This is a genomic window from Nonomuraea angiospora (genome assembly GCF_014873145.1).
GTDB lineage: Bacteria > Actinomycetota > Actinomycetes > Streptosporangiales > Streptosporangiaceae > Nonomuraea > Nonomuraea angiospora.
The window spans coordinates 11,641,287-11,660,246 of sequence record NZ_JADBEK010000001.1 but is presented as its reverse complement, the minus strand read 5'-3'; the positions used below and the strand labels follow the sequence as shown (position 1 = coordinate 11,660,246).

Below are 18,960 nucleotides of genomic sequence, written 5' to 3'. Positions count from 1 at the left end.
TCACCCCATGGACCGGGATTAAGGTCTTATGCATGGAATTCCGACACCTCGGTCGTAGCGGTCTCAAAGTTAGCGAGATCAGCTACGGAAACTGGCTCACCCACGGCTCCCAGGTCGAGGAAGACGCCGCCAAGCAGTGCGTGCAGGCGGCGCTCGACGAGGGCATCACCACGTTCGACACCGCGGACGTCTACGCGGCGACGAAGGCCGAGGAGGTGCTCGGCCGCGCGCTGAAGGGCGTGCGAAGGGAGTCGCTGGAGATCTTCACCAAGGTCTACTGGCCGACCGGCCCCGGCCAGAACGACCGCGGCCTGTCGCGCAAGCACATCACCGAGTCCATCAACGGCTCGCTGCGCCGCCTGCAGACCGACTACGTCGACCTGTACCAGGCGCACCGGTTCGACTACGAGACGCCGCTGGAGGAGACGCTCAAGACGTTCGACGACCTCGTACGCCAGGGCAAGGTCCTCTACATCGGCGTCAGCGAGTGGAACGCCGACCAGATCGCCCAGGCGCTGAAGATCGCCGACGAGATGGGCTTCGACCGGATCGTCTCGAACCAGCCCCAGTACTCGATGCTGTGGCGGGTCATCGAGGGCGAGATCGTGCCGCTGAGCGAGAAGGAGGGCATCGGCCAGATCGTCTGGTCGCCCATCGGCCAGGGCGTGCTCACGGGCAAGTACCTGCCCGGGCAGCAGCCGCCGGAGGGCTCCCGGGCCACCGACGGGAGCGGCGGCAGCGCCATGATCGCCCGGTTCATGAACGACGACGTGCTGACCCGCGTCCAGGAGCTCAAGCCGATCGCCGCCGACCTCGGGCTGAGCATGGCGCAGCTGGCCGTCGCCTGGGTGCTGCAGAACCCGAACGTCTCCAGCGCCATCGTCGGGGCCAGCCGCCCCGAGCAGGTGCGTGACAACGTCAAGGCCGCGGGCGTGAAGCTGGACGCCGACGTACTCAAGCGGATCGACGACGTGCTGGGCTCGGTCGTGGAGCGCGACCCGGCCAAGACGCAGAGCCCGAGCACGCGCCCGTAACCCCGTCCCACCCGAGAAAAAGCCCCTTGAGCCACAATGGCGCTCAAGGGGCTTCTCATTTACCGCAGCTCACTCCTGGCGCAATGACAATCCCGTGTACTCCACGCGGTCCTCTTCCAGCAAGGCCACCTGCTCAACTCCCGATTCGAGCAGGTCACGCCAGTTCTCGCCGAGCCAGGACTCCGCGTCGGCCTGGCTCGGAAAAACTTCTCGCGGCAAGGGGCGATCCGTTACCTCACCACCATTTGCATTTTCATAACGCCACCGCCATGTCATGCCATACGCTCCTTTTCCGCGGGTTCGCCGGCGCACCCTCCGCAGGCACTGGAACCCTACTCCCGAGCTTGGAGGTCAATCGATGCTGCGCGCGTATCGTGTTGCGGCCGGGGTCGCCCTCGGGGCGGCCGCCTTCCTCTCACTCCCCTCCTCCGCTCTGGCCGACGCTCCGGCCGACCCTGGGGTCCCGCGGACGTGGAGCGCGTGGCAGAGCGACGGGACGGCCTGGCTGGCCGTGACGCCCGACGCCGCCCCGCCGGACGGCTCCGTCATCGGATGGCGCTTCTCCGTGGCCCCGGACGGGGCCAGGGGCGAGTCGCCGGGCGGGGACCTGCCGTCGTTCCAGGCGGTGTGCGGCAGGGACGCGGCCGGGTCCGGGCACAAGCGCGTGGTGGTCGCGGTGGACTTCGGCGACGGGGAGGCCGACGCCTACCCCGGCGAGCGGACTCCCGCGCAGAGCGCGCCGAAGTGCGTCACGGGCGCCGAGGACGCCACCGCCGCCCAGCTCCTCGCCTCCACCGCCAGGGTCCGCGTGAACGCCCAGGGGGCCGTCGTGGCGGTCGCGGACTATCCGTCCAGCGAGAAGGGCGGCAGCGAACTGACGGCCGCCGCCGCGTCCGCCGCGCCGTCCGGGAGCGGCCTGCCGATCACGCTGGTCGCGGCCGGGGCGGGCGCGCTCGTCCTGCTGGCGGGCGGCGCCGTGGCGGCCACCCGCCGCCGCTCCAGGACCGGCGTCTGACCTGGAACGTTCCATCCGCCCGGCCGGCCCGGGACTGCCGGGCCACCCACCGCCTCGGCGCCGGAACCGGCGAGCGCTACGCTCGGCGCGGTGAAAATCCTTGTCTCCGGCACGGCGGGCGGCGCGGGATGGCCGGAGCCCGGCTGCCGGTGCGCCTCGTGCGCCGGGCTCCCGCCCGGCCACCGGCGCCCGTTCGAGCTGGTCGTGGACGGCGTGGCCCGCTTCCCCTTCGACGATCCGCCGAGCGGCTACCGGGCCTGCGCGGGCGGGCTGGGGCTGGTGGGTCCCGACGGATCCGGGCTGCTCTGCCTGCCGCTGGGGCGGCCGGTGCCGGTGGACGGGCCCGCCAGGTACGACGTGGTGCTGATCGACCTGCTCGACCGGCCCGAAAGGCTCGGGGAGCTGCGGCGGGCGGGGCTGGCGGACGACCGGACCGCGGTGGTGGCCGTCGGGCTGGACCACCGGGTCCGCTCGGAGGAGGAGCTGGCCAGGCGCCTGCGGTTGTGGGGCGCCCGTGCCGTCCCCGACGGGACGGTGCTGGAGACCGGCCGCACGCCCGGAACGCGGCCCGTTCCCGACGGGACCGTGCTGGAGACCGGCCGCACGCCCGGAACGCAGGCCGTTTCCGACGGGACGGTGCTGGAGACGGGCCGGGCGCCCGGGACGTGGCCCGGCGGCGGTTGCGCGCGTCCGGGCGGCCCCGGCACGGCGCCGTGGCGGGCGTTGCTGCTGGGCGGGTCGCGGTCCGGGAAGTCGGCCGAGGCCGAGCTGCGGCTGGCGGCCGAGCCGTACGTCACCTACGTGGCCACCGGCCCGAGCGGCGCGGGGGACGGCGAGTGGGCGGCCCGCGTGCGGGCACACCGGGAGCGGCGGCCCGCGCACTGGGCCACCGTCGAGACCGCCGACCTCGTCTCGGCCATCGGGCAGGCCACCGCGCCGCTGCTGATCGACGGGCTCGGGACGTGGCTGACGGCGGTGTTCGACGAGCACGGGGCCTGGGAGGGCGACCGCGCGCCCGTCCGCGAACGCTGCGACGAGCTCGTGGCCGCCTGGCGGCGGACGCCCGTGCGCCTCGTGGCGGTCTCCGACGAGGTGGGGATGGGGGTGGTGCCCGCCACGTCCAGCGGGCGGGCCTTCCGGGACGCGCTGGGCCGCCTCAACGAACGCCTCGCCGCCGAGTCCGAGTACGTGGCCCTGGTGGTGGCGGGGCGCCTGCTGGAACTGTGACCGAGTACGTGGCCCTGGTGGTGGCGGGGCGCCTGCTGGAACTGTGACCGCTACGGGCGGACGGCGCGGGCGTACCAGCGGCCGTCGAGCCGGTCAACGTGGAGGGGGCGGCCGAAGCACTCCGAGAGGTTGTCCGGGGTGAGCACCTCCTCCACCGGCCCCGCGGCCAGCACCCTGGCGTCGCGCATGAGCATCGCGTGGGAGGTCGTCGCCGGCACCTCCTCCAGGTGGTGCGTCACCGTCACCGTGGTCAGGACGGGCCGGGTCGTGGCCAGGTCCTCGACGGCGGCGATGAGGTCCTCCCTGGCCGGCAGGTCGAGGCCCGCGAACGGCTCGTCGAGCAGCAGCACCGCCGGGTCCGCCATGAGCGCCCTGGCCACCCTGATCCTGGCCCGCTCCCCCTGCGAGCACACCCGGAACGGCCGGTCCGCCAGGTCCTTGCAGCCCAGATCGGCCAGCAGCCGGTGGGCCCGGTCACGCTCGGCCTCGCCGTACTTGTCCCACAGGGGAACGCTCGTCCCCGTGTGCCCGGTGAGCACCACGGTGTGCGCGGTCGCGCCCTCCTGCTCCATCAGCTCCTCGTCGATCAGCCGCTGGCTGGCCGCGACCAGGCCGATGTGGCGGCGCAGCTCCCGCACGTCCACCCGGCCGAGCTTGTGGCCGAGCACCTTGACCGCGCCCTCGGTGGGATGCCGGACGGCGCCCGCCAGGGAGAGCAGCGTCGTCTTGCCCGCGCCGTTGGGCCCGAGGATCACCCAGTGGTCGCCGTAGTCCACCTGCCAATCGACGCTGTCCAGCAGCGCCTTGCCGACAACTCGGACACCTACGCCTTCGAGTTCAACCACGTGCATCCCGCCACACTAGTGGGCCTACGATCGTCCGATATGCGCCTTCCGCATGGCCTGTCGTTCGCGATCGGCACTCTCAGCGTCTTCCCGGTGCGGGTCGAACGCGTGGACCGGGAGGTCGCGGGGCGGGCGATGACGCTGGCCCCGGTGGTCGGCCTCGCGCTCGGCCTGGTCGCCGGGCTGCCCTTGCTCCTGCCCGGGCCGCCGCTGCTGGGGGCGGCGCTGGCGGTCGGGCTGCTGGCCGTGCTGAGCCGGGGGCTGCACCTGGACGGGCTCGCCGACCTGGCGGACGGGCTGGGCAGCGGCAAACCGGCCGCTCAGGCGCTCGACATCATGAAAAAGTCGGACATCGGGCCGTTCGGCGTGATGACGCTGGTGCTGACGCTGGTCGTTCAGGTCGCCGCGGCGGCCGGGGCCGGGTACACGGCGCTGGTGACGGCCTGCGTGGCCGGGCGGCTGGCGCTGACCTGGGCCTGCCGGGCGGGCGTGCCCGCCGCCCGGCCCGACGGGCTCGGCGCGATGGTCGCCGGCACGGTACGCCGCCCCGCCTCTTTGCTGGTCACCCTGGCCGCCCTCCTCGGCACCGCCGCCGTCTCCCTGGGCCTCGCCGGGGAGACCGTGTTGCCGCTCGGCCTGGTCACCGGGCTCGGCGCCGCCCTGCTGCTGCTCGGGCACGCGCGGCGGCGCCTCGGCGGGATCACCGGTGACGTTCTGGGGGCGCTGGTCGAGGCGGCCACGGCCACCACGTTGGCGGTGTGCGCGATCCTCGGCTGAGCGCCCCCGGGATCAGGAGGGTGAGGCGACCGGCTCCGGCACGCGTACCGGATAGAAGCGGAGCAGGGCCGCGCCGACGAGCGCCATGAGGAACCACCCCACCAGGCCGGTCAGGCCGGCCAGCACCTCGTTGGGCGGCGCGGCGGCGTCGCCGAGCAGCATGACGGACTGGGCGACGGCGTTCAGCGAGCCGTGGGCCACGACGGCCGGCCACACGCTGCCCGTGCGCAGCCGCAGCCACCCGATCAGCACCCCGAACAGGACGCAGAACCCCACGAAGAACAGCGCCGCCCAGGAGCTGAGCCGCGGGTAGTTGTAGCCCAGGAGGGTGAGGGGGGCGTGCCAGAGGCCCCAGATGACGCCGGTGTAGACCAGCCCGAGGAGCATGCCGTTGGTGGAGACGAGCCGGGGCAGCAGCCAGCCGCGCCAGCCCCACTCCTCCCCCAGCGCGGGGATCGCGTTCAGCACGGGCCCGGCGACCACGGCGATCCCGATCTGCAGCACGATCGCCGCGGTGAGGCTCTCGGGCACGCCCACGCCCTGGGCCCGCAGCACCGCCCTGAACAGGCTGAACTGGTCGAGGTCGAGCGGGAACAGCCCGACGGCGGCGCTGAGGACCGCCGCCAGGAACAGCAGCAGCGGCACCCCGAGCCAGGCGGTCAGGATGAGGACGCCGGTGCGCCCCTTGCGCTCGCCCAGCGTGAGCCCGGTCTGCCTGGCCCACTCGCGGAACGGCGTGCGCGTGGCCGCCCACACGCCGAGCACCGCCACCGACGGGGTGAACATCATCAGCGTGGCCAGCGGCCGCAGCAGCGGCGAGCCGATCCCGCCGGCGAACCAGAGGGGCAGCGCCGCCGCCCACGACAGCCCGAAGGCCAGGACGATGAAGATGGGGAGAGGTCGTTTCATTGCTCCACTCGCTCCGCGATGAGGGCGTTGATGAGGGATGCGCCGCGTTCGGCGTCGTCGATGCTGATCGCCAGCCGGCCGCCGGAGCGGTAGCGGATGACCAGGCACTCGCCGCCACGCAGCATGATGGTCGAACTGCCGGGCAGCCCGCGGATGCCCCAGCCCCCGACCTCGGCCGGATGGCGCGTCTCCGACCAGGCCGACTCGATCTGCGACAGGGGGATCCTGCGCGCCGGCCAGCCGAGCGGGCCGAACTGGACGGCCATCCGGCCGTCGCCGACCTGCACGGACACGGAAGAGGTCAGCACCCCGGCCGCCAGCACGAGGACGAGCCCGGGCAGGACCGACGTCGCCGTCACGCCGGACACCAGACCGGTGACATAGAGCAGACCCAGCACCAGGGCCGCGGCCAGCGCGGCGAACGGGAGCAGCGCCAGCCACCGGTTGGCGACGTGGCCGACCCACACGGTGCGCCGGCCGGCCCCGAGCCGCAGCAGGGGCGGGATCCGGCGGGCGAAATCCGCGTCGGGCGCGCCCCTGCGCAGATATCCCGCCAGCACGGCGAGGCCGGTCCCGGCCGCGATGACCGCGAGGACCTGCCAGCCCGGCAGCCGGGCCGCGGCCCAGTCGGGCGCGTCGAGGTTGGCGAGCACGGTCGTGACGTTGACGCCGAGCGCGAGCGCGCCCAGGCCGAACAGCCCGCCCCACCACACGGTCCGGCTCTGCCTGCGGGCCGTGGCCCGCTCGGCCGCGGCCAGCGCGACCAGCCAGAGCACCGCCCACACCAGGAACATGACGACGATGTACGTGGTCAAGGACATCGAGCGGGAGGCCAGGCCGCCCAGCTCCCAGCGCGTGGCCAGCGGGTCGGGCAACCGGTCGCGCAGCGCCAGCGGCAGCGCGATCTGCGCGCAGATGACGAACAGCCCCCATATGACGGCGGTGATTCGGGGATTCACGGCAGGTCCTCCAGGATGGCGATGAGGTCGTCGCGGCCGTAGCCGTACTTGCGGGCCTCGTCCAGCAGCTCGCGCGCCCGCTGCGCGAGCAGGGCGCGACCGTCGGCGCGCCCCGCGACGCTGACCCCCCGGCCCCGCCTGAACTCCAGCAGCCCCTCGTCCCGCAGGTCGCGCAGCGCGCGCAGCACGGTGTTGGGGTTGATGCCGAGCACCTGGGCCAGGTCGCGGGCCGGCGGCAGCCGGTCGCCGGGCCGGTAGGAGCCCTCTCCGATGGCGCGGCGGATCGCGCCCGCCACCTGCTCGTGCAGGGGCCGGGCGTCGTTGAGATCGAGCGTCAGCAGCATGATGCTAATGACACTAGCACCATTCCACATGAATCGCGATTGGTAGGATGAACCCCTGTTTGTGAGTACGCAGAAGACCTGGATAGCATCGGTTTACGTGACCACTGTGCGGCTGAACTCAGCAGATCCAGTCTCCATCGACACCGACGCGTTGATCGTCGGCTTCAGGTCAGGACAGGACGGCCCCCGCGCCGCCACGGGCGCCGAGTCGCTCGAGGCCGCCTTCGGCGGCAAGCTCGCCGACTCCCTCCGCGCCGTCGCCTTCACCGGCAAGGCCGGCGAGGTGGCCAAGCTTCCCACGTTCGGCGCCATCGCCGCCCCGCTGCTGGTCGCGGTGGGGCTGGGCGACTCGCCCGACGCCGAGGGTCTGCGCCGCGCGGCCGGCGCCGCCGTACGGTCGCTCGCCGGCACCTCCAGGGCCGCGCTCGCCCTGCCCACCGGCACGCCCGAGGAGGCCGAGGCCGTCGCGCTCGGCGGCCTGCTCGGCGCGTACGCCTTCGCCCGTTACCGCACCAACGGCGAGCAGAAGGCCCCGGTCTCCGAGCTCACCGTGGTCTCGGCGCAGCCCGACGGCGTCGCCGATCGCGCGGGCGTGCTGGCCGACTCGGTCGCCCTGGTCCGCGACCTGGTCAACACGCCTCCGTCCGACCTGTGGCCGGCCAAGTTCGCCGAGATCGCCGAGCAGGAGGGCAACAAGGCGGGGCTGAGCGTCGAGGTGCTCGACGACAAGCAGCTCAAGGACGGCGGCTACGGCGGCCTCATCGGCGTCGGCCAGGGCTCGGCCAACCCGCCGCGCCTGGTCCGCCTCTCCTACACCCACCCCGAGGCCGGCAAGCGGCTGGCGTTCGTGGGCAAGGGCATCACGTTCGACTCCGGCGGCCTGTCGCTCAAGCCGTCGGCCTCGATGGACTGGATGAAGTCCGACATGGGCGGCGCGGGCGCGGTGCTCGGCGCCATGATCGGCATCGCCCGGCTCGGCCTGCCGGTCAACGCCGTCGGCTACCTCTGCCTGGCCGAGAACCTGCCGAGCGGCACCGCCCAGCGTCCCTCCGACGTCATCCACAGCTACAGCGGCAAGACCGTCGAGGTGCTCGACACCGACGCCGAGGGCCGCCTGGTGCTCATGGACGGCATCGCCAGGGCCGCGCAGGACGAGCCCGACCTGATCGTCGACGTGGCCACGCTCACCGGCGCGCAGATCGTCGCGCTCGGCTGGCGCACGGCCGGCGTCATGGCCAACGACGACGCCGCCAGGGAGCTGGTCGTCGAGGCCGCGAAGGCGGCGGGCGAGGGCGCGTGGGGCATGCCGCTCCCGGAGGAGCTGCGCAAGGGCCTCGACTCGCCGATCGCCGACATCGCCAACCTCCAGCCGGAGCGATGGGGCAGCATGCTGGCGGCGGGCATCTTCCTGAAGGAATTCGTGCCCGACGGCGTGCGCTGGGCCCACATCGACATGGCCGGGCCCGCCTTCAACAAGGGCGAGCCGTACGGTTACACCCCGAAGGGCGGCACGGGTGCCATCACCCGGACCCTCATCGGACTCGCAGAGCGGCACGCGAGCATCTGAAACAAATGAAAAGATGACGGCATCACGAACACCCCGACAAGGAGCCTTCCTGTGGCCTATGACATCGTCGTCCTAGGTGGCGGCAGCGGCGGTTACGCCTGCGCGCTTCGGGCGGCTGAGCTGGGCAAGTCGGTCGCGCTGATCGAAAAGGACAAGATCGGCGGCACCTGCCTCCACAGGGGATGCATCCCCACGAAGGCCCTGCTGCACTCCGCCGAGGTCGCCGACGAGACCCGCGAGAGCGAGTCCTACGGCGTCAAGGCGCGCTTCGACGGCATCGACGTGCAGGGCGTGCACGCGTTCAAGGACAAGATCGTGACGCGGGCCTGGAAGGGCGTGCAGGGCCTGCTGAAGGGCGCGGGCGTGACGATCGTCGAGGGCGAGGGCCGCCTGGTCGGCCCCAACCGGATCCAGGTGGGCCCGGAGGTCGTCGAGGGCCGCAACCTCGTCCTGGCCACCGGCTCGGCGCCCAAGTCGCTGCCGGGCCTGGAGATCGACGGCGAGCGCGTCATCACCAGCGAGCACACCCTCAAGATGGACCGCGTGCCCTCGTCCGTCATCGTGCTGGGCGGCGGCGTGATCGGCGTCGAGCTGGCGAGCGTCTACCGCTCGTTCGGGGCCGAGGTCACGATCGTCGAGGCGCTGCCGCACCTGCTGCCGACCGAGGAGGAGTCCAGCTCCAAGCTGCTGGAGCGGGCCTTCCGCCGCCGCGGCATCAAGTACGAGCTGGGCGTCTTCTTCGACAGCGCCAAGACCACCGAGACGGGCGTGGTCGTCACCCTGGCCAACGGCAAGACCCTCGACGCCGAGCTGCTGCTCGTCGCGGTCGGCCGGGGCGCGGTGTCGGCCGGCATGGGCTTCGAGGAGCAGGGCATCGCCATCGAGCGCGGCGCGGTCGTGGTCGACGAGCACTGCCAGACCTCCGTGCCCGGCGTCTACGCCATCGGCGACCTCATCCCGACGCTGCAGCTCGCGCACGCGGGGTTCGCGGAGGGGATCATGGTGGCCGAGCACATCGCCGGCCTCAACCCGCCGCCCATCGACTACGCGGGCGTGCCGCGCATCACCTACTCCGACCCCGAGGTGGCCTCGGTGGGGATCACGTCGGCGCAGGCGGCCGAGCGCGGCATCGAGATCGTCGAGCAGGTCTACGACCTCGCGGGAAACCCCAAGAGCCAGATCCTCGGCACTTCGGGCGCCGTGAAGGTCATCGCCCAGAAGGACGGCCCGGTCGTCGGTGTCCACATGGTGGGCCGGCGCATCGGCGAGCTCGTCACGGAGGGGCAGCTGATCTACAACTGGGAGGCGCTGCCCGCAGAGGTCGCCCAGCTCATCCACGCACACCCGACCCAGTCCGAGGCCATGGGTGAGGCGATGCTGGCCCTGGCCGGCAAGCCGCTGCACGTACACAACTAGTCCAAGCCCTCGAGATCAGAACGCGAGAGAAGAATAACGATGCCGGTCTCCGTACAAATGCCCCAGCTCGGCGAGAGCGTGACCGAGGGCACCGTAACCCGTTGGCTGAAGAAGGAGGGCGAGCGCGTCGAGGCCGACGAGCCGCTCCTCGAAGTGTCGACCGACAAGGTCGACACCGAGATCCCGTCGCCGGCCGCGGGTGTCCTCACCAAGATCGTCGTGGCTGAGGACGAGACGGTCGAGGTCGGGGCCGAGCTCGCCGTCATCGACGAGAAGGGCCAGGCGGCGGCCGCCGCCCCTGCGCCCGAGGCGGCACCCGCGCCGGCTCCGCAGCCCGAGCCCGAGCCCGCCCCGGCGGCGCCGGTCTCGTCGATCCCGCAGCCGGCTCCCCCGCAGCCCGCTCCGGCCCCCGCCCCCGCTCCGGCGCCCGCCCCGGTCGCGGCCCCCGCTCCGGCCCCGCAGGCCGCCCCCGCGGAGCCCGCGCCGCTGCCCTCGGGTGAGAGCCCGTACGTGACGCCGCTGGTGCGCAAGCTGGCCAACGAGCACGGGGTCGACCTCGACTCGGTCAACGGCACCGGCGTCGGTGGCCGCATCCGCAAGCAGGACGTGCTCGAGGCCGCCAAGGCCCAGCGCGACAAGGCCGCCGCCGCTCAGGCCGCCCCCGCCGCGGCTCCGGCTCCGGCCGCCGCCCAGCCGGCGCCCGCCGCCGCTCCCGCCCCGCAGGCGCCGGTCACCGCGGGTCCCGAGCCCGTGGAGGTCGACACCACGCTGCGCGGCCGCACGGAGAAGATGACGCGGCTGCGCCAGACGATGTCGAAGAAGCTGGTCGAGTCGCTGCAGACGGCGGCTCAGCTCACCACCGTGGTCGAGGTCGACGTCACCAAGATCGCGCGGCTGCGCGAGCAGGCGAAGGCCGACTTCCTGCGCCGCGAGGGCGTGAAGCTGTCGTTCATGCCGTTCTTCGAGCTGGCCGCCATCGAGGCGCTCAAGCAGCACCCGAAGCTCAACGCGACGATCAACAACGAGACCATGGAGGTCACGTACTTCGACGTCGAGCACCTGGGCATCGCGGTCGACACCGAGCGCGGCCTGATCGCGGCGGTCATCAAGAACGCCGGCGACCTCAACCTCGCCGGGCTGGCCCGCAAGACGGCCGACCTGGCCGAGCGCACGCGCGCCAACAAGGTGACCCCGGACGAGATCACCGGCGGCACCTTCACGCTGACCAACACCGGCAGCCGTGGGGCGCTGTTCGACACGCCGATCCTCAACCAGCCGCAGGTCGGCATGCTGGGCACCGGCGCCGTCGTCAAGCGGCCCGTCGTGATCGACACGCCTGAGGGCGAGGTCATCGCGGTCCGGTCGATGGTCTACCTGGCGCTGACGTACGACCACCGTCTGGTGGACGGCGCGGACGCGGCCCGCTTCCTCACGACGGTCAAGCGCCGTCTCGAGGAGGGCCGCTTCGAGGCCCAGCTCGGCCTCGCCTGATCCAGGGCCTGATTCCAGGGCCTGATTCAGGGCGTCACGGCCGGGCGGTTCCCTTCGGGGGCCGCCCGGCCGTTCGTCTGCCCGGAGCCTGGCGCGGCTGGCGCGTCCGTGACAGGGGGCGGGCGTACTGTGGGGCTATGGCGATCATCGTGACGGGGGCGTCGGGGTTGCTCGGGTCGGCGCTGGTGCCGGCGTTGCGGGCCGAGGGCTGGGAGGTCGTCCGGCTCGTACGGCGCCGCCCGCGCGCGGCCGACGAGGCCTTCTGGGACCCGGCCGAGCAGGAGATCGACCAGGCCGCGCTCGAAGGGGCGCAGGCGGTCGTGCACCTGGCGGGCGCGTCCGTGGGCGAGCGGCGGTGGACCCCGGCGTACAAGCGGGAGATCGTCGCCAGCCGCGTCCAGGGCACGCGGGTGCTCGTGGAGGCGATCGGCGCGCTGTCCGGCAGGCCCGAGGTGCTCCTGTCCGCCTCCGGGGTCGACTTCTACGGCGACACCGGCGACCGGGTGATCGACGAGAGCCAGGGGAAGGGCAGCGGCTTCCTGGCGGATCTGTGCGGGCGCTGGGAGGGCGAGGCCAGGCGGGCCGGCGAGGCCGGGGTCAGGACCGTACAGCTGCGCACCGGGCTGGTGCTCAGCGAGAAGGGCGGGGCGCTCGGGCGGATGTTGCCGATCTTCAGGATCGGGCTGGGGGCGCCGCTCGGGTCGGGGAAGCAGTACTGGTCGTGGATCACCGTGGACGACTGGGTCGGGGCCGCGGTGCATGTCTTGAAAAATCGTGACATTACAGGGCCAGTCAACTTCACCTCGCCCTCGCCCGTGACCAACGCCGAATTCACCCGTACCCTCGGAAAAGCCCTGCGCAGGGGCACGGTGCCGATCCCGGTGCCCGGCTTCGCGCTGTCGGCGGGGCTCGGCGAGTTCGCCCGCGAGGCGCTGCTGCCCGGCCACCGCGTCGAGCCGAGGAAGCTGCTCGACAGCGGCTATGTGTTCGCCCATACCCGCCTCGACGAGGCGCTGAGCGCCGTACTGTAGTGAGCCGTCCGTCTTCAACAGGTGGGAGAATCTTGACATGAGCCGGTCAGGACAGTCACACATCCTCGCCATCGGTGGTGGATCCTTCCGCCCGAGCAGGCGCTACAGCTTCGTCGAGGCCAGCGCGCTGCTGCGCTACGGCCTCGACCTGACCGGGCAGGACCGGCCGAAGCTGGGCCTGGTCGCCACCGCGGTGGGCGACTCGGACGACTGGATCCTGAAGATGTACGGCGCGTTCGCCGGGTGGGACGTCGAGTTGAGCCATCTCACCGTGTTCCCGATGCCCAATGTCGAGGATCCCCGGGCGTGGATGCTCGAACAGGACATGATCTACGTCAGTGGCGGCAGTGTGGCCAACCTGATGGCCCTGTGGCGGTTGCACGGCCTTGACGAGGCGTTCGAGGAGGCGTGGCGGGCCGGGGTGGTGCTTTCCGGCCAGAGCGCGGGCGCGTTGTGCTGGCACGTCGGCGGCAACACCGACTCCTTCGGGCCCGACCTGCGCGTGTGGGCCGAGGGCATGGCGCTGCTGCCCTACTCGTGCGGCGTCCACTACGACTCCGACCCGCAGCGCCGGCCGCTGCTGCAGGAGTCGGTGGCCAGTGGCGAGCTGCCGTCCGGATACGCCGCCGACGAGGGCGTGGGGCTCCACTACGTCGGCACCGAGTTCATCCAGGCGGTGACCGTCGAGCCGGGCGGCTACGCGTACCGGGTGGAGGGCGACGGGGCCGGCGGGGTCAAGGAGTTCAGGATCGAGCCGCGACTCCTTACCCCCTGATTACCCTTCGCGGGGGCGGGACCGGCACAATAGGCTCATGCGCCCCATCCACGGGGACGATCCCCACGCACTCGCCATCGTCCGCCTCGGCGTCGACGTCCCCTACGAGCAGGCCTGGTCGCTGCAGCGCTGGGTGCACGGCAAGCGGGTCGCCGGAGAGCTGAGCGACACCGTCCTGTTCCTCGAGCACGCGCCGGTCTACACCGCGGGCAAGCGCACCGCCCCGCACGAGCGTCCGGCCGACGGCACCCCGGTCGTCGACGTCGACCGGGGCGGCCGGCTGACCTGGCACGGGCCCGGGCAGCTGGTGGTCTATCCGATCGTCGGCGTCACCGACGTCACCGCCTACACTTGCCGCCTCGCGGAGGCCATGATCCAGATCTGCGCCGACTTCGGCGTCACGGCGAGACAGGTGCGGGGGCGCGGGGGCGTCTGGGCGGTCGGCGATCCCGCCCTGGGCCTGCCCGACCGCCAGCTCGGCGCGGTCGGGCTGCGCGTCGCGCGCGGCGTCACGATGCACGGCTTCGCCCTCAACTGCGCCAACGACCCCCGCTGGTTCAACCGCATCGCGCCGTGCGGCATCCCCGACGTCGGCGTCTCCTCGCTGTCGGCGGAGACCGGCCGCCGCATCGTGGTGGAGGAGGTCATACCGATCGCGGAGAAGCGGCTGGCGGAGGCCCTCGGCATGGAGTCGTACGATCTCCACGAAGAGGACCTTCTCCGCAGATGACCCACGGCCTACGATCGGCCGTGTGAAGCGTGTCCTCGCTCTCTTACTCGCCCTTCTCGTCCACCTGCTGACGCTCGGCTTTGTCGCGCTGGGCGCGTGGACGATCCTGGGGCACCCCGGATCCCTGCTCGCGTGGCTGTTCGGCGGCGCGAGCCTGGCCATCGCGTGGGCGCTGCGGCCGCGCCTGGGCGGCCTGCCCGCCGACGCCGAAGTGCTCGACCGCTCGTCGGCCTCCGAGCTGTACGGCGCCGCGGAGCGCGTGGCCGACCGGGTCGGCGTCCGGCGGCCGCGCAAGGTCGCCGTCATGGACCTGGACCCGCGCACGCGCTACGACCGCGTGGGCCCGCTGCGTACCCCCGTCCTGATGATCGGGCTGCCGCTGTGGCTGGCGCTGCCGCCCAGGCAGCGGGTCGCCCTGCTGGCCACCGCGTACGCGCGGGTGCCGACCGGCGACGAGCTCGTCGTGAGCGGGGCGCTGCTCACCCTGGAGTCGTGGCGGGACGCGCTGGTGGGGGCCGAGCCGCTGCGGGTCAGGGAGGAGGCGCAGACCAAGATCGCGGCCTCCTCGCTGGGCGCGGTGGACCATCCGGGGACCACGTACGAGGTGGCGGGGATGTTCGGCCGCCTGGTCGGGCGGGTGCTCGGCGGGCCCGTGCTCCTGGCCCGGTACGCGCTGACCCGGCTGGCCCACGCCGGCGAGAGCCGTACCCTGGCCCGGCAGCGGCAGCTCGCTCTGCGGGCCGCCTCCGAACAGGACCTCGCCGAGCTCGACGGCCTGGCCGGCGGCGGCTACCTGGCGCCCATGCAGGCGGCGGCGCTGCGCGGCGAGAGCGCGGCGGCCATCCGGCAGGGCGCGCTGGCCCGCGCCAGGATCACCGACGACGGGGTGCTCACCGCTCCCCCGCACTCGGAGCTGCTCGGCACGCGCGAGTCCGAACGCGTCGACGACGAGCTGCTCGCCCACTACACGCGCGCGATCCGCGGCTTCGGCCTCATCTCGTGACCCCCGGCCGGGATGCTTTTCCGGAAGACGTAAGGTGAGAACGTGACCGTTGCCCCTGAAGGCCGAAAGCTCCTCCGCCTGGAGGTGCGTAACGCCGAAACCCCTATCGAGCGCAAGCCCCCGTGGATCAAGACCAAGCTGAAGACGGGCCCCGAATACACCGAGCTGAAATCGCTCGTGCGCCGGGAGGGCCTGCACACGGTCTGTGAAGAGGCGGGCTGTCCCAATATCTACGAGTGCTGGGAAGACCGCGAGGCGACCTTCCTCATCGGCGGCGACCAGTGCACGCGCCGCTGCGACTTCTGCCAGATCGACACGGGCAAGCCGAAGGAGTACGACCGCGACGAGCCGCGCCGCGTGGCCGAGTCCGTGCAGCAGATGGGCCTGAAGTACGCGACCGTGACCGGCGTGGCCCGCGACGACCTGCCCGACGGCGGCGCCTGGCTCTACGCCGAGACGGCCCGCCAGATCCACGCGCTGCTGCCCGGGTGCGGCGTCGAGCTGCTGGTGCCCGACTTCAACGGCAACCGCGACCAGCTGGAGGAGGTCTTCTCCAGCCGGCCCGAGGTGTTCGCGCACAACGTCGAGACGGTGCCGCGGATCTTCAAGCGGATCCGTCCCGCGTTCCGCTACGAGCGCTCGCTCGCGGTGATCACGATGGCCCGCGAGGCCGGGCTGGTCACCAAGTCCAACCTGATCCTGGGCATGGGCGAGACGCGCGAGGAGATCGTCGAGGCCATGCGCGACCTGCACGCGGCCGGCACCGACCTGCTGACCGTCACCCAATACCTGCGGCCCACGCCCCGCCACCACCCGGTGGAGCGGTGGGTGAAGCCCGAGGAGTTCGTGGAGCTGCAGGCCGAGGCCGAGGCCATCGGGTTCGCGGGTGTGCTGTCGGGGCCGCTCGTGCGCTCGTCGTACCGGGCGGGCCGCCTCTACCAGCAGGCCATCGAGGCTCGCCAGACGGCCTGACCTCACCAACCTCCGGCCCCGGGACCCCTCCGGTCCCGGGGCTGCTTCACACCCGGCCGCGCTCATGACACCGCCACCCGCGCCGCCCGGGCACAGCTCCGCCGCCGGGGGCGCTTTCGCCGGTCGGCCGCGCACTCGCGTCGCTCAGCACGCTCCGGCCGCTCCTGCACGCTTCCGCCGCTTGACCGGGCTACCGCCGCTTGGCACACTCCCGCTGATCTACGCTCCCGCCGCTGAGCTGCACTCCTGCCGCTGAGCTGCACTCCCGCCGCTCAGGCACGCCCCGAGCACAACGCCGCGCCTCCCAAGGAGCGCGGCCCCTGGGGCGCGACGCCGAGTGAGGCGCGGGCCGGTGGCGCGGTGGGACGCCCAGCGGCGACGGCGCGTGGCAGGACCCGGCGGCACGCAGCACGGCGCCCGGCATCACGGCACCCCAGCACCCCAACGCCACGGCATCCCGGTGCCGCGGCACGGTGGTGGGAGGCGTGGTTAGCATGGCAGGCAGCCGACCCCCGGGAGCGGACATGGCCGTCCTCATCCGCACGAGTGACCTGCCCGCCAAGCGACGCCACGACGCCTGGCGGAGCATCGTGTGTGACACCCTCGGGCCGCTCGACTGCAGGATCGCCCCCGGCGCCCCGCTGCGGGGCGAGATCGTGACCGGCGGGCTGGGCTCGGTCACCGTCGGCCGCATCCGTACGTCCACGCCCCACAGCGTGCACCGCACCCCGGGCATGATCGACAGCGGCAGTCCCGAGATGTACCGCGTCGTGCTGGCCCTGGAGGGCAGCCCGCGGCTGTCCCAGGACGGGCGGGAGGCGCAGCTCAGCCGGGGCGAGTTCGCGATCTACGACTTCACCAGGCCCTACGAGCTGGCCTACGACTCGGCGGTGCGGCTGGCGCTGTTCAGCTTCCCGCGCGACCTGCTCGCGCTGCCGTCCGGCGCCGTGGACGCGCTCGCCGCCGTCCCCATCGCCGCCGAGAGCGGCGCCGCCGCGCTGGCCGTGCCGCTGCTGCGCCGGGTGGCCGAGGACATCGAGACGTACCGGCCGGGCAGCGCCGCCAGGCTGTCGGGCATCGTGACGGACCTGGTCAGCACCGCCGTCGCCGAACACGTCGAGCTGACGCGGGCGTTACCGGAGGACTCCCGGCAGCGCGTGCTGCTGATGGAGATCCACGCCTTCATCGAACAGCGGCTGGGCGACCTCGGCCTCGACCCGGCCACCGTCGCCGCCGCGCACCACATCTCCGTGCGCTACCTGCACCGGCTGTTCGAGGCGGAGCACACCACGGTGGCGGCCTGGATCCGGCAGCGGCGGCTGGAGCGGTGCCGCGCGGAGCTGGCCGCGGGCGGCACCCGGTCCGTGAGCGAGATCGGGGCCCGATGGGGGCTGCCGGACTCGACCCACTTCAGCAGGCTCTTCAAGAGCGCGTACGGGATCCCGCCCGCCGAATACCGGCGCCTGAACACCCGCGCCTGAACACCGTGCGCTGAACGTCAATCCGCCTGGCGCCCAGATCCAAGACCGGCGGCCCCTTCGATCGGCAGACTGAGGGCACATCGAAGGAAGGGACGAGGGAAAATGCAGCTGTTCGTCAATCTGCCGGTCAAGGATCTCGAGCGGTCGAAGAAGTTCTTCGGCGAACTCGGCTTCAACCTCTTCGGCATGGCCGACAACATGGCGTCGGTGATCATCAGCGAGCAGACCCAGGTCATGCTGCTGACCGAGCCGGCGTTCGGCTCGTACATCACCAAGGAGATCGCCGCCGCCGACACGGCCACGGAGGCGATCCTGGTGCTGGGCATGGAGAACCCGGCCCAGGTGGACGAGCTGGTCGACAAGGCGCTGGCGCTCGGCGCCACCCCGGCGGGCGTCAAGCAGGAGGACGGCATCCGCTACCAGCGCGGCTTCGCCGACCTCGACGGCCACCACTGGGAGGCGCTGTGCCTGGCGCAGCCGGCCGGCTGAGCGGCAAGGCGATCTCGGCGGACGGGACCGCCATCGCCTTCGACAGCTACGGTGAGGGGCCCGCGGTCGTCCTGGTCCACGGCGCGTTCGGGGTGCGGGGGCACGTCACGCTGGCCGGCGTGGCGGCCGCTCTGGCGCCGTGGTTCACGGTGTACGACTACGACCGCCGGGGGCGCGGCGACAGCGGAGACACCCAGCCGTACGCCGTCGAGCGGGAGATCGAGGATCTGGCGGCGGTCATCGAGGCGGCGGGCGGGTCGGCGATGGTGTTCGGGGGCTCGTCGGGGGCCGCGCTGGCGATCGAGGCCGCGGCGCGGAATCCGGCCGTGACGAGGCTGGCCCTGTGGGAGCCGCCGTACCACGTGGACGACAGCGCGCCCCCGCTGCCGGACGACTTCGCCGCGCGGCTGGAGGCGCTGGTGAGGGCGGGCAGGCGGGGCGAGGCGGTCGAGCGGTTCATGGTGGAGGCGGCCGAGGCGCCGCCGGAGGCGGTGGCCGCGATGCGCGCGCAGCCGTCCTGGGCGCAGGTCGAGGCGCTGGCCCACACCCTCGCCTACGAGGCCGCCGTGCTGGGGCCGGGCAACGCGCTGCCCGCCGGGCGGCTGGCCGCCGTCCGGCAGCCGACGCTGGTGCTGAACGGCGAGGACAGCCCCGGGTGGATGTCGAACGCGGGGCTGGCGGTCGCGGCGGCCGTGCCGGGGGCGGTACGGCGCGTTCTGGAGGGCCAGGCGCACAACGTGGCACCGCAGGCGCTGGTGCCCGAGCTCCTGGAGTTCTTCGCCACCACCTGAGCCCGCCCCAGCCCCCGCCCGAGCCACCACCTGAGCCCCCGCCCCAGCCCCCGCCCGAGCCTCCGCCCGAGCCTCCGTCTGAGCGCTGCCCGAGCCTCCGCCTG

General features: G+C 72.8%; 20 protein-coding genes. 15 read left to right on the top strand and 5 right to left on the bottom strand.

What is annotated here, in order from left to right; genetic code table 11:
• Positions 1 to 32: 32 nt before the first annotated feature.
• Positions 33 to 1,034, top strand: coding sequence for an aldo/keto reductase family protein (locus tag H4W80_RS53485; RefSeq protein WP_192792081.1), 1,002 nt, complete (start codon positions 33 to 35; stop codon positions 1,032 to 1,034).
• 69 nt (positions 1,035 to 1,103) lie between these two features.
• Here H4W80_RS53485 and H4W80_RS53480 read toward each other — a convergent pair whose 3' ends face one another.
• On the bottom strand, positions 1,104 to 1,310 hold the full coding sequence (locus tag H4W80_RS53480; RefSeq protein ID WP_185072832.1) for a hypothetical protein: 207 nt from the start codon (positions 1,308 to 1,310) through the stop codon (positions 1,104 to 1,106).
• Between the two features lie 82 nt (positions 1,311 to 1,392).
• Here H4W80_RS53480 and H4W80_RS53475 point away from each other — a divergent pair, with 82 nt between their 5' ends.
• On the top strand, positions 1,393 to 2,049 hold the full coding sequence (locus tag H4W80_RS53475; protein ID WP_192792080.1) for an SCO2322 family protein: 657 nt from the start codon (positions 1,393 to 1,395) through the stop codon (positions 2,047 to 2,049).
• A 90-nt stretch (positions 2,050 to 2,139) separates the two neighbouring features.
• Positions 2,140 to 3,276 (top strand): bifunctional adenosylcobinamide kinase/adenosylcobinamide-phosphate guanylyltransferase, encoded by a 1,137-nt coding sequence (locus H4W80_RS53470; protein WP_192792079.1) that lies wholly within the window; start codon positions 2,140 to 2,142, stop codon positions 3,274 to 3,276.
• Between the two features lie 50 nt (positions 3,277 to 3,326).
• Here the strand turns inward: H4W80_RS53470 and H4W80_RS53465 are convergent, their stop codons facing one another.
• Complete coding sequence (locus H4W80_RS53465; protein WP_192792078.1) at positions 3,327 to 4,127, bottom strand: ABC transporter ATP-binding protein; 801 nt, start codon at positions 4,125 to 4,127, stop codon at positions 3,327 to 3,329.
• Between the two features lie 33 nt (positions 4,128 to 4,160).
• Between H4W80_RS53465 and H4W80_RS53460 the strand changes: the two genes are divergently transcribed.
• Complete coding sequence (locus H4W80_RS53460; RefSeq protein ID WP_192792077.1) at positions 4,161 to 4,898, top strand: adenosylcobinamide-GDP ribazoletransferase; 738 nt, start codon at positions 4,161 to 4,163, stop codon at positions 4,896 to 4,898.
• A gap of 12 nt (positions 4,899 to 4,910) precedes the next feature.
• Here the strand turns inward: H4W80_RS53460 and H4W80_RS53455 are convergent, their stop codons facing one another.
• From H4W80_RS53455 to H4W80_RS53445, 3 genes are read right to left on the bottom strand one after another with little or no spacing between them, the layout of a single operon-like run.
• Positions 4,911 to 5,807 carry a CPBP family intramembrane glutamic endopeptidase gene (locus tag H4W80_RS53455; protein ID WP_192792076.1) on the bottom strand — a complete coding sequence of 299 codons (897 nt, stop codon included), beginning with the start codon at positions 5,805 to 5,807 and terminating at the stop codon, positions 4,911 to 4,913.
• A complete protein-coding gene (locus tag H4W80_RS53450; RefSeq protein WP_192792075.1) occupies positions 5,804 to 6,766 on the bottom strand; it encodes a DUF1648 domain-containing protein in 963 nt (320 codons plus the stop codon). The genes H4W80_RS53455 and H4W80_RS53450 overlap by 4 nt, the downstream gene beginning before the upstream one ends.
• On the bottom strand, positions 6,763 to 7,110 hold the full coding sequence (locus tag H4W80_RS53445) for a GntR family transcriptional regulator (RefSeq protein ID WP_185072825.1): 348 nt from the start codon (positions 7,108 to 7,110) through the stop codon (positions 6,763 to 6,765). Before H4W80_RS53445 ends, H4W80_RS53450 begins: the two co-directional genes overlap by 4 nt.
• Positions 7,111 to 7,207: 97 nt before the next feature.
• Here H4W80_RS53445 and H4W80_RS53440 point away from each other — a divergent pair, with 97 nt between their 5' ends.
• From H4W80_RS53440 to H4W80_RS53390, 11 genes are all read left to right on the top strand, one after another.
• Positions 7,208 to 8,677 (top strand): leucyl aminopeptidase, encoded by a 1,470-nt coding sequence (locus H4W80_RS53440; protein ID WP_192792074.1) that lies wholly within the window; start codon positions 7,208 to 7,210, stop codon positions 8,675 to 8,677.
• Between the two features lie 51 nt (positions 8,678 to 8,728).
• Positions 8,729 to 10,093: a dihydrolipoyl dehydrogenase gene (lpdA, locus tag H4W80_RS53435; RefSeq protein ID WP_192792073.1), complete on the top strand. Its 1,365-nt coding sequence runs from the start codon at positions 8,729 to 8,731 to the stop codon at positions 10,091 to 10,093.
• A 39-nt stretch (positions 10,094 to 10,132) separates the two neighbouring features.
• A complete protein-coding gene (gene sucB / locus H4W80_RS53430) occupies positions 10,133 to 11,584 on the top strand; it encodes a 2-oxoglutarate dehydrogenase, E2 component, dihydrolipoamide succinyltransferase (RefSeq protein WP_192792072.1) in 1,452 nt (483 codons plus the stop codon).
• Between the two features lie 137 nt (positions 11,585 to 11,721).
• Positions 11,722 to 12,615: a TIGR01777 family oxidoreductase gene (locus tag H4W80_RS53425; RefSeq protein ID WP_192792071.1), complete on the top strand. Its 894-nt coding sequence runs from the start codon at positions 11,722 to 11,724 to the stop codon at positions 12,613 to 12,615.
• A 37-nt stretch (positions 12,616 to 12,652) separates the two neighbouring features.
• The gene (locus H4W80_RS53420; protein WP_192792070.1) at positions 12,653 to 13,390 is read left to right on the top strand and encodes a Type 1 glutamine amidotransferase-like domain-containing protein; all 738 of its coding nucleotides are present in this window, start codon (positions 12,653 to 12,655) and stop codon (positions 13,388 to 13,390) included.
• A 37-nt stretch (positions 13,391 to 13,427) separates the two neighbouring features.
• Positions 13,428 to 14,120: a lipoyl(octanoyl) transferase LipB gene (gene lipB, locus H4W80_RS53415; RefSeq protein ID WP_192792069.1), complete on the top strand. Its 693-nt coding sequence runs from the start codon at positions 13,428 to 13,430 to the stop codon at positions 14,118 to 14,120.
• 22 nt (positions 14,121 to 14,142) lie between these two features.
• A complete protein-coding gene (locus tag H4W80_RS53410; protein ID WP_192792068.1) occupies positions 14,143 to 15,123 on the top strand; it encodes a M48 family metallopeptidase in 981 nt (326 codons plus the stop codon).
• Positions 15,124 to 15,165: 42 nt separating this feature from the next.
• A complete protein-coding gene (gene lipA / locus H4W80_RS53405) occupies positions 15,166 to 16,095 on the top strand; it encodes a lipoyl synthase (protein ID WP_192792067.1) in 930 nt (309 codons plus the stop codon).
• A gap of 524 nt (positions 16,096 to 16,619) precedes the next feature.
• A complete protein-coding gene (locus H4W80_RS53400) occupies positions 16,620 to 17,576 on the top strand; it encodes an AraC-like ligand-binding domain-containing protein (RefSeq protein WP_192792066.1) in 957 nt (318 codons plus the stop codon).
• A gap of 102 nt (positions 17,577 to 17,678) precedes the next feature.
• Positions 17,679 to 18,065: a VOC family protein gene (locus H4W80_RS53395; protein WP_192792065.1), complete on the top strand. Its 387-nt coding sequence runs from the start codon at positions 17,679 to 17,681 to the stop codon at positions 18,063 to 18,065.
• Complete coding sequence (locus tag H4W80_RS53390) at positions 18,041 to 18,856, top strand: alpha/beta fold hydrolase (RefSeq protein WP_192792064.1); 816 nt, start codon at positions 18,041 to 18,043, stop codon at positions 18,854 to 18,856. Before H4W80_RS53395 ends, H4W80_RS53390 begins: the two co-directional genes overlap by 25 nt.
• Positions 18,857 to 18,960: the final 104 nt, after the last annotated feature.

Excerpts from the sequence above, each read along its gene's own strand:
- H4W80_RS53485 (WP_192792081.1), top strand. The coding sequence starts at position 33 with ATGGAATTCCGACACCTCGGTCGTAGCGGTCTCAAAGTTAGCGAGATC.
- H4W80_RS53480 (WP_185072832.1), bottom strand. The coding sequence starts at position 1,310 with ATGACATGGCGGTGGCGTTATGAAAATGCAAATGGTGGTGAGGTAACG.
- H4W80_RS53475 (WP_192792080.1), top strand. The coding sequence starts at position 1,393 with ATGCTGCGCGCGTATCGTGTTGCGGCCGGGGTCGCCCTCGGGGCGGCC.
- H4W80_RS53465 (WP_192792078.1), bottom strand. The coding sequence starts at position 4,127 with ATGCACGTGGTTGAACTCGAAGGCGTAGGTGTCCGAGTTGTCGGCAAG.
- H4W80_RS53460 (WP_192792077.1), top strand. The coding sequence starts at position 4,161 with ATGCGCCTTCCGCATGGCCTGTCGTTCGCGATCGGCACTCTCAGCGTC.
- H4W80_RS53455 (WP_192792076.1), bottom strand. The coding sequence starts at position 5,807 with ATGAAACGACCTCTCCCCATCTTCATCGTCCTGGCCTTCGGGCTGTCG.
- H4W80_RS53445 (WP_185072825.1), bottom strand. The coding sequence starts at position 7,110 with ATGCTGCTGACGCTCGATCTCAACGACGCCCGGCCCCTGCACGAGCAG.
- sucB (WP_192792072.1), top strand. The coding sequence starts at position 10,133 with ATGCCGGTCTCCGTACAAATGCCCCAGCTCGGCGAGAGCGTGACCGAG.
- H4W80_RS53425 (WP_192792071.1), top strand. The coding sequence starts at position 11,722 with ATGGCGATCATCGTGACGGGGGCGTCGGGGTTGCTCGGGTCGGCGCTG.
- H4W80_RS53420 (WP_192792070.1), top strand. The coding sequence starts at position 12,653 with ATGAGCCGGTCAGGACAGTCACACATCCTCGCCATCGGTGGTGGATCC.
- lipB (WP_192792069.1), top strand. The coding sequence starts at position 13,428 with ATGCGCCCCATCCACGGGGACGATCCCCACGCACTCGCCATCGTCCGC.
- H4W80_RS53400 (WP_192792066.1), top strand. The coding sequence starts at position 16,620 with ATGGCCGTCCTCATCCGCACGAGTGACCTGCCCGCCAAGCGACGCCAC.
- H4W80_RS53395 (WP_192792065.1), top strand. The coding sequence starts at position 17,679 with ATGCAGCTGTTCGTCAATCTGCCGGTCAAGGATCTCGAGCGGTCGAAG.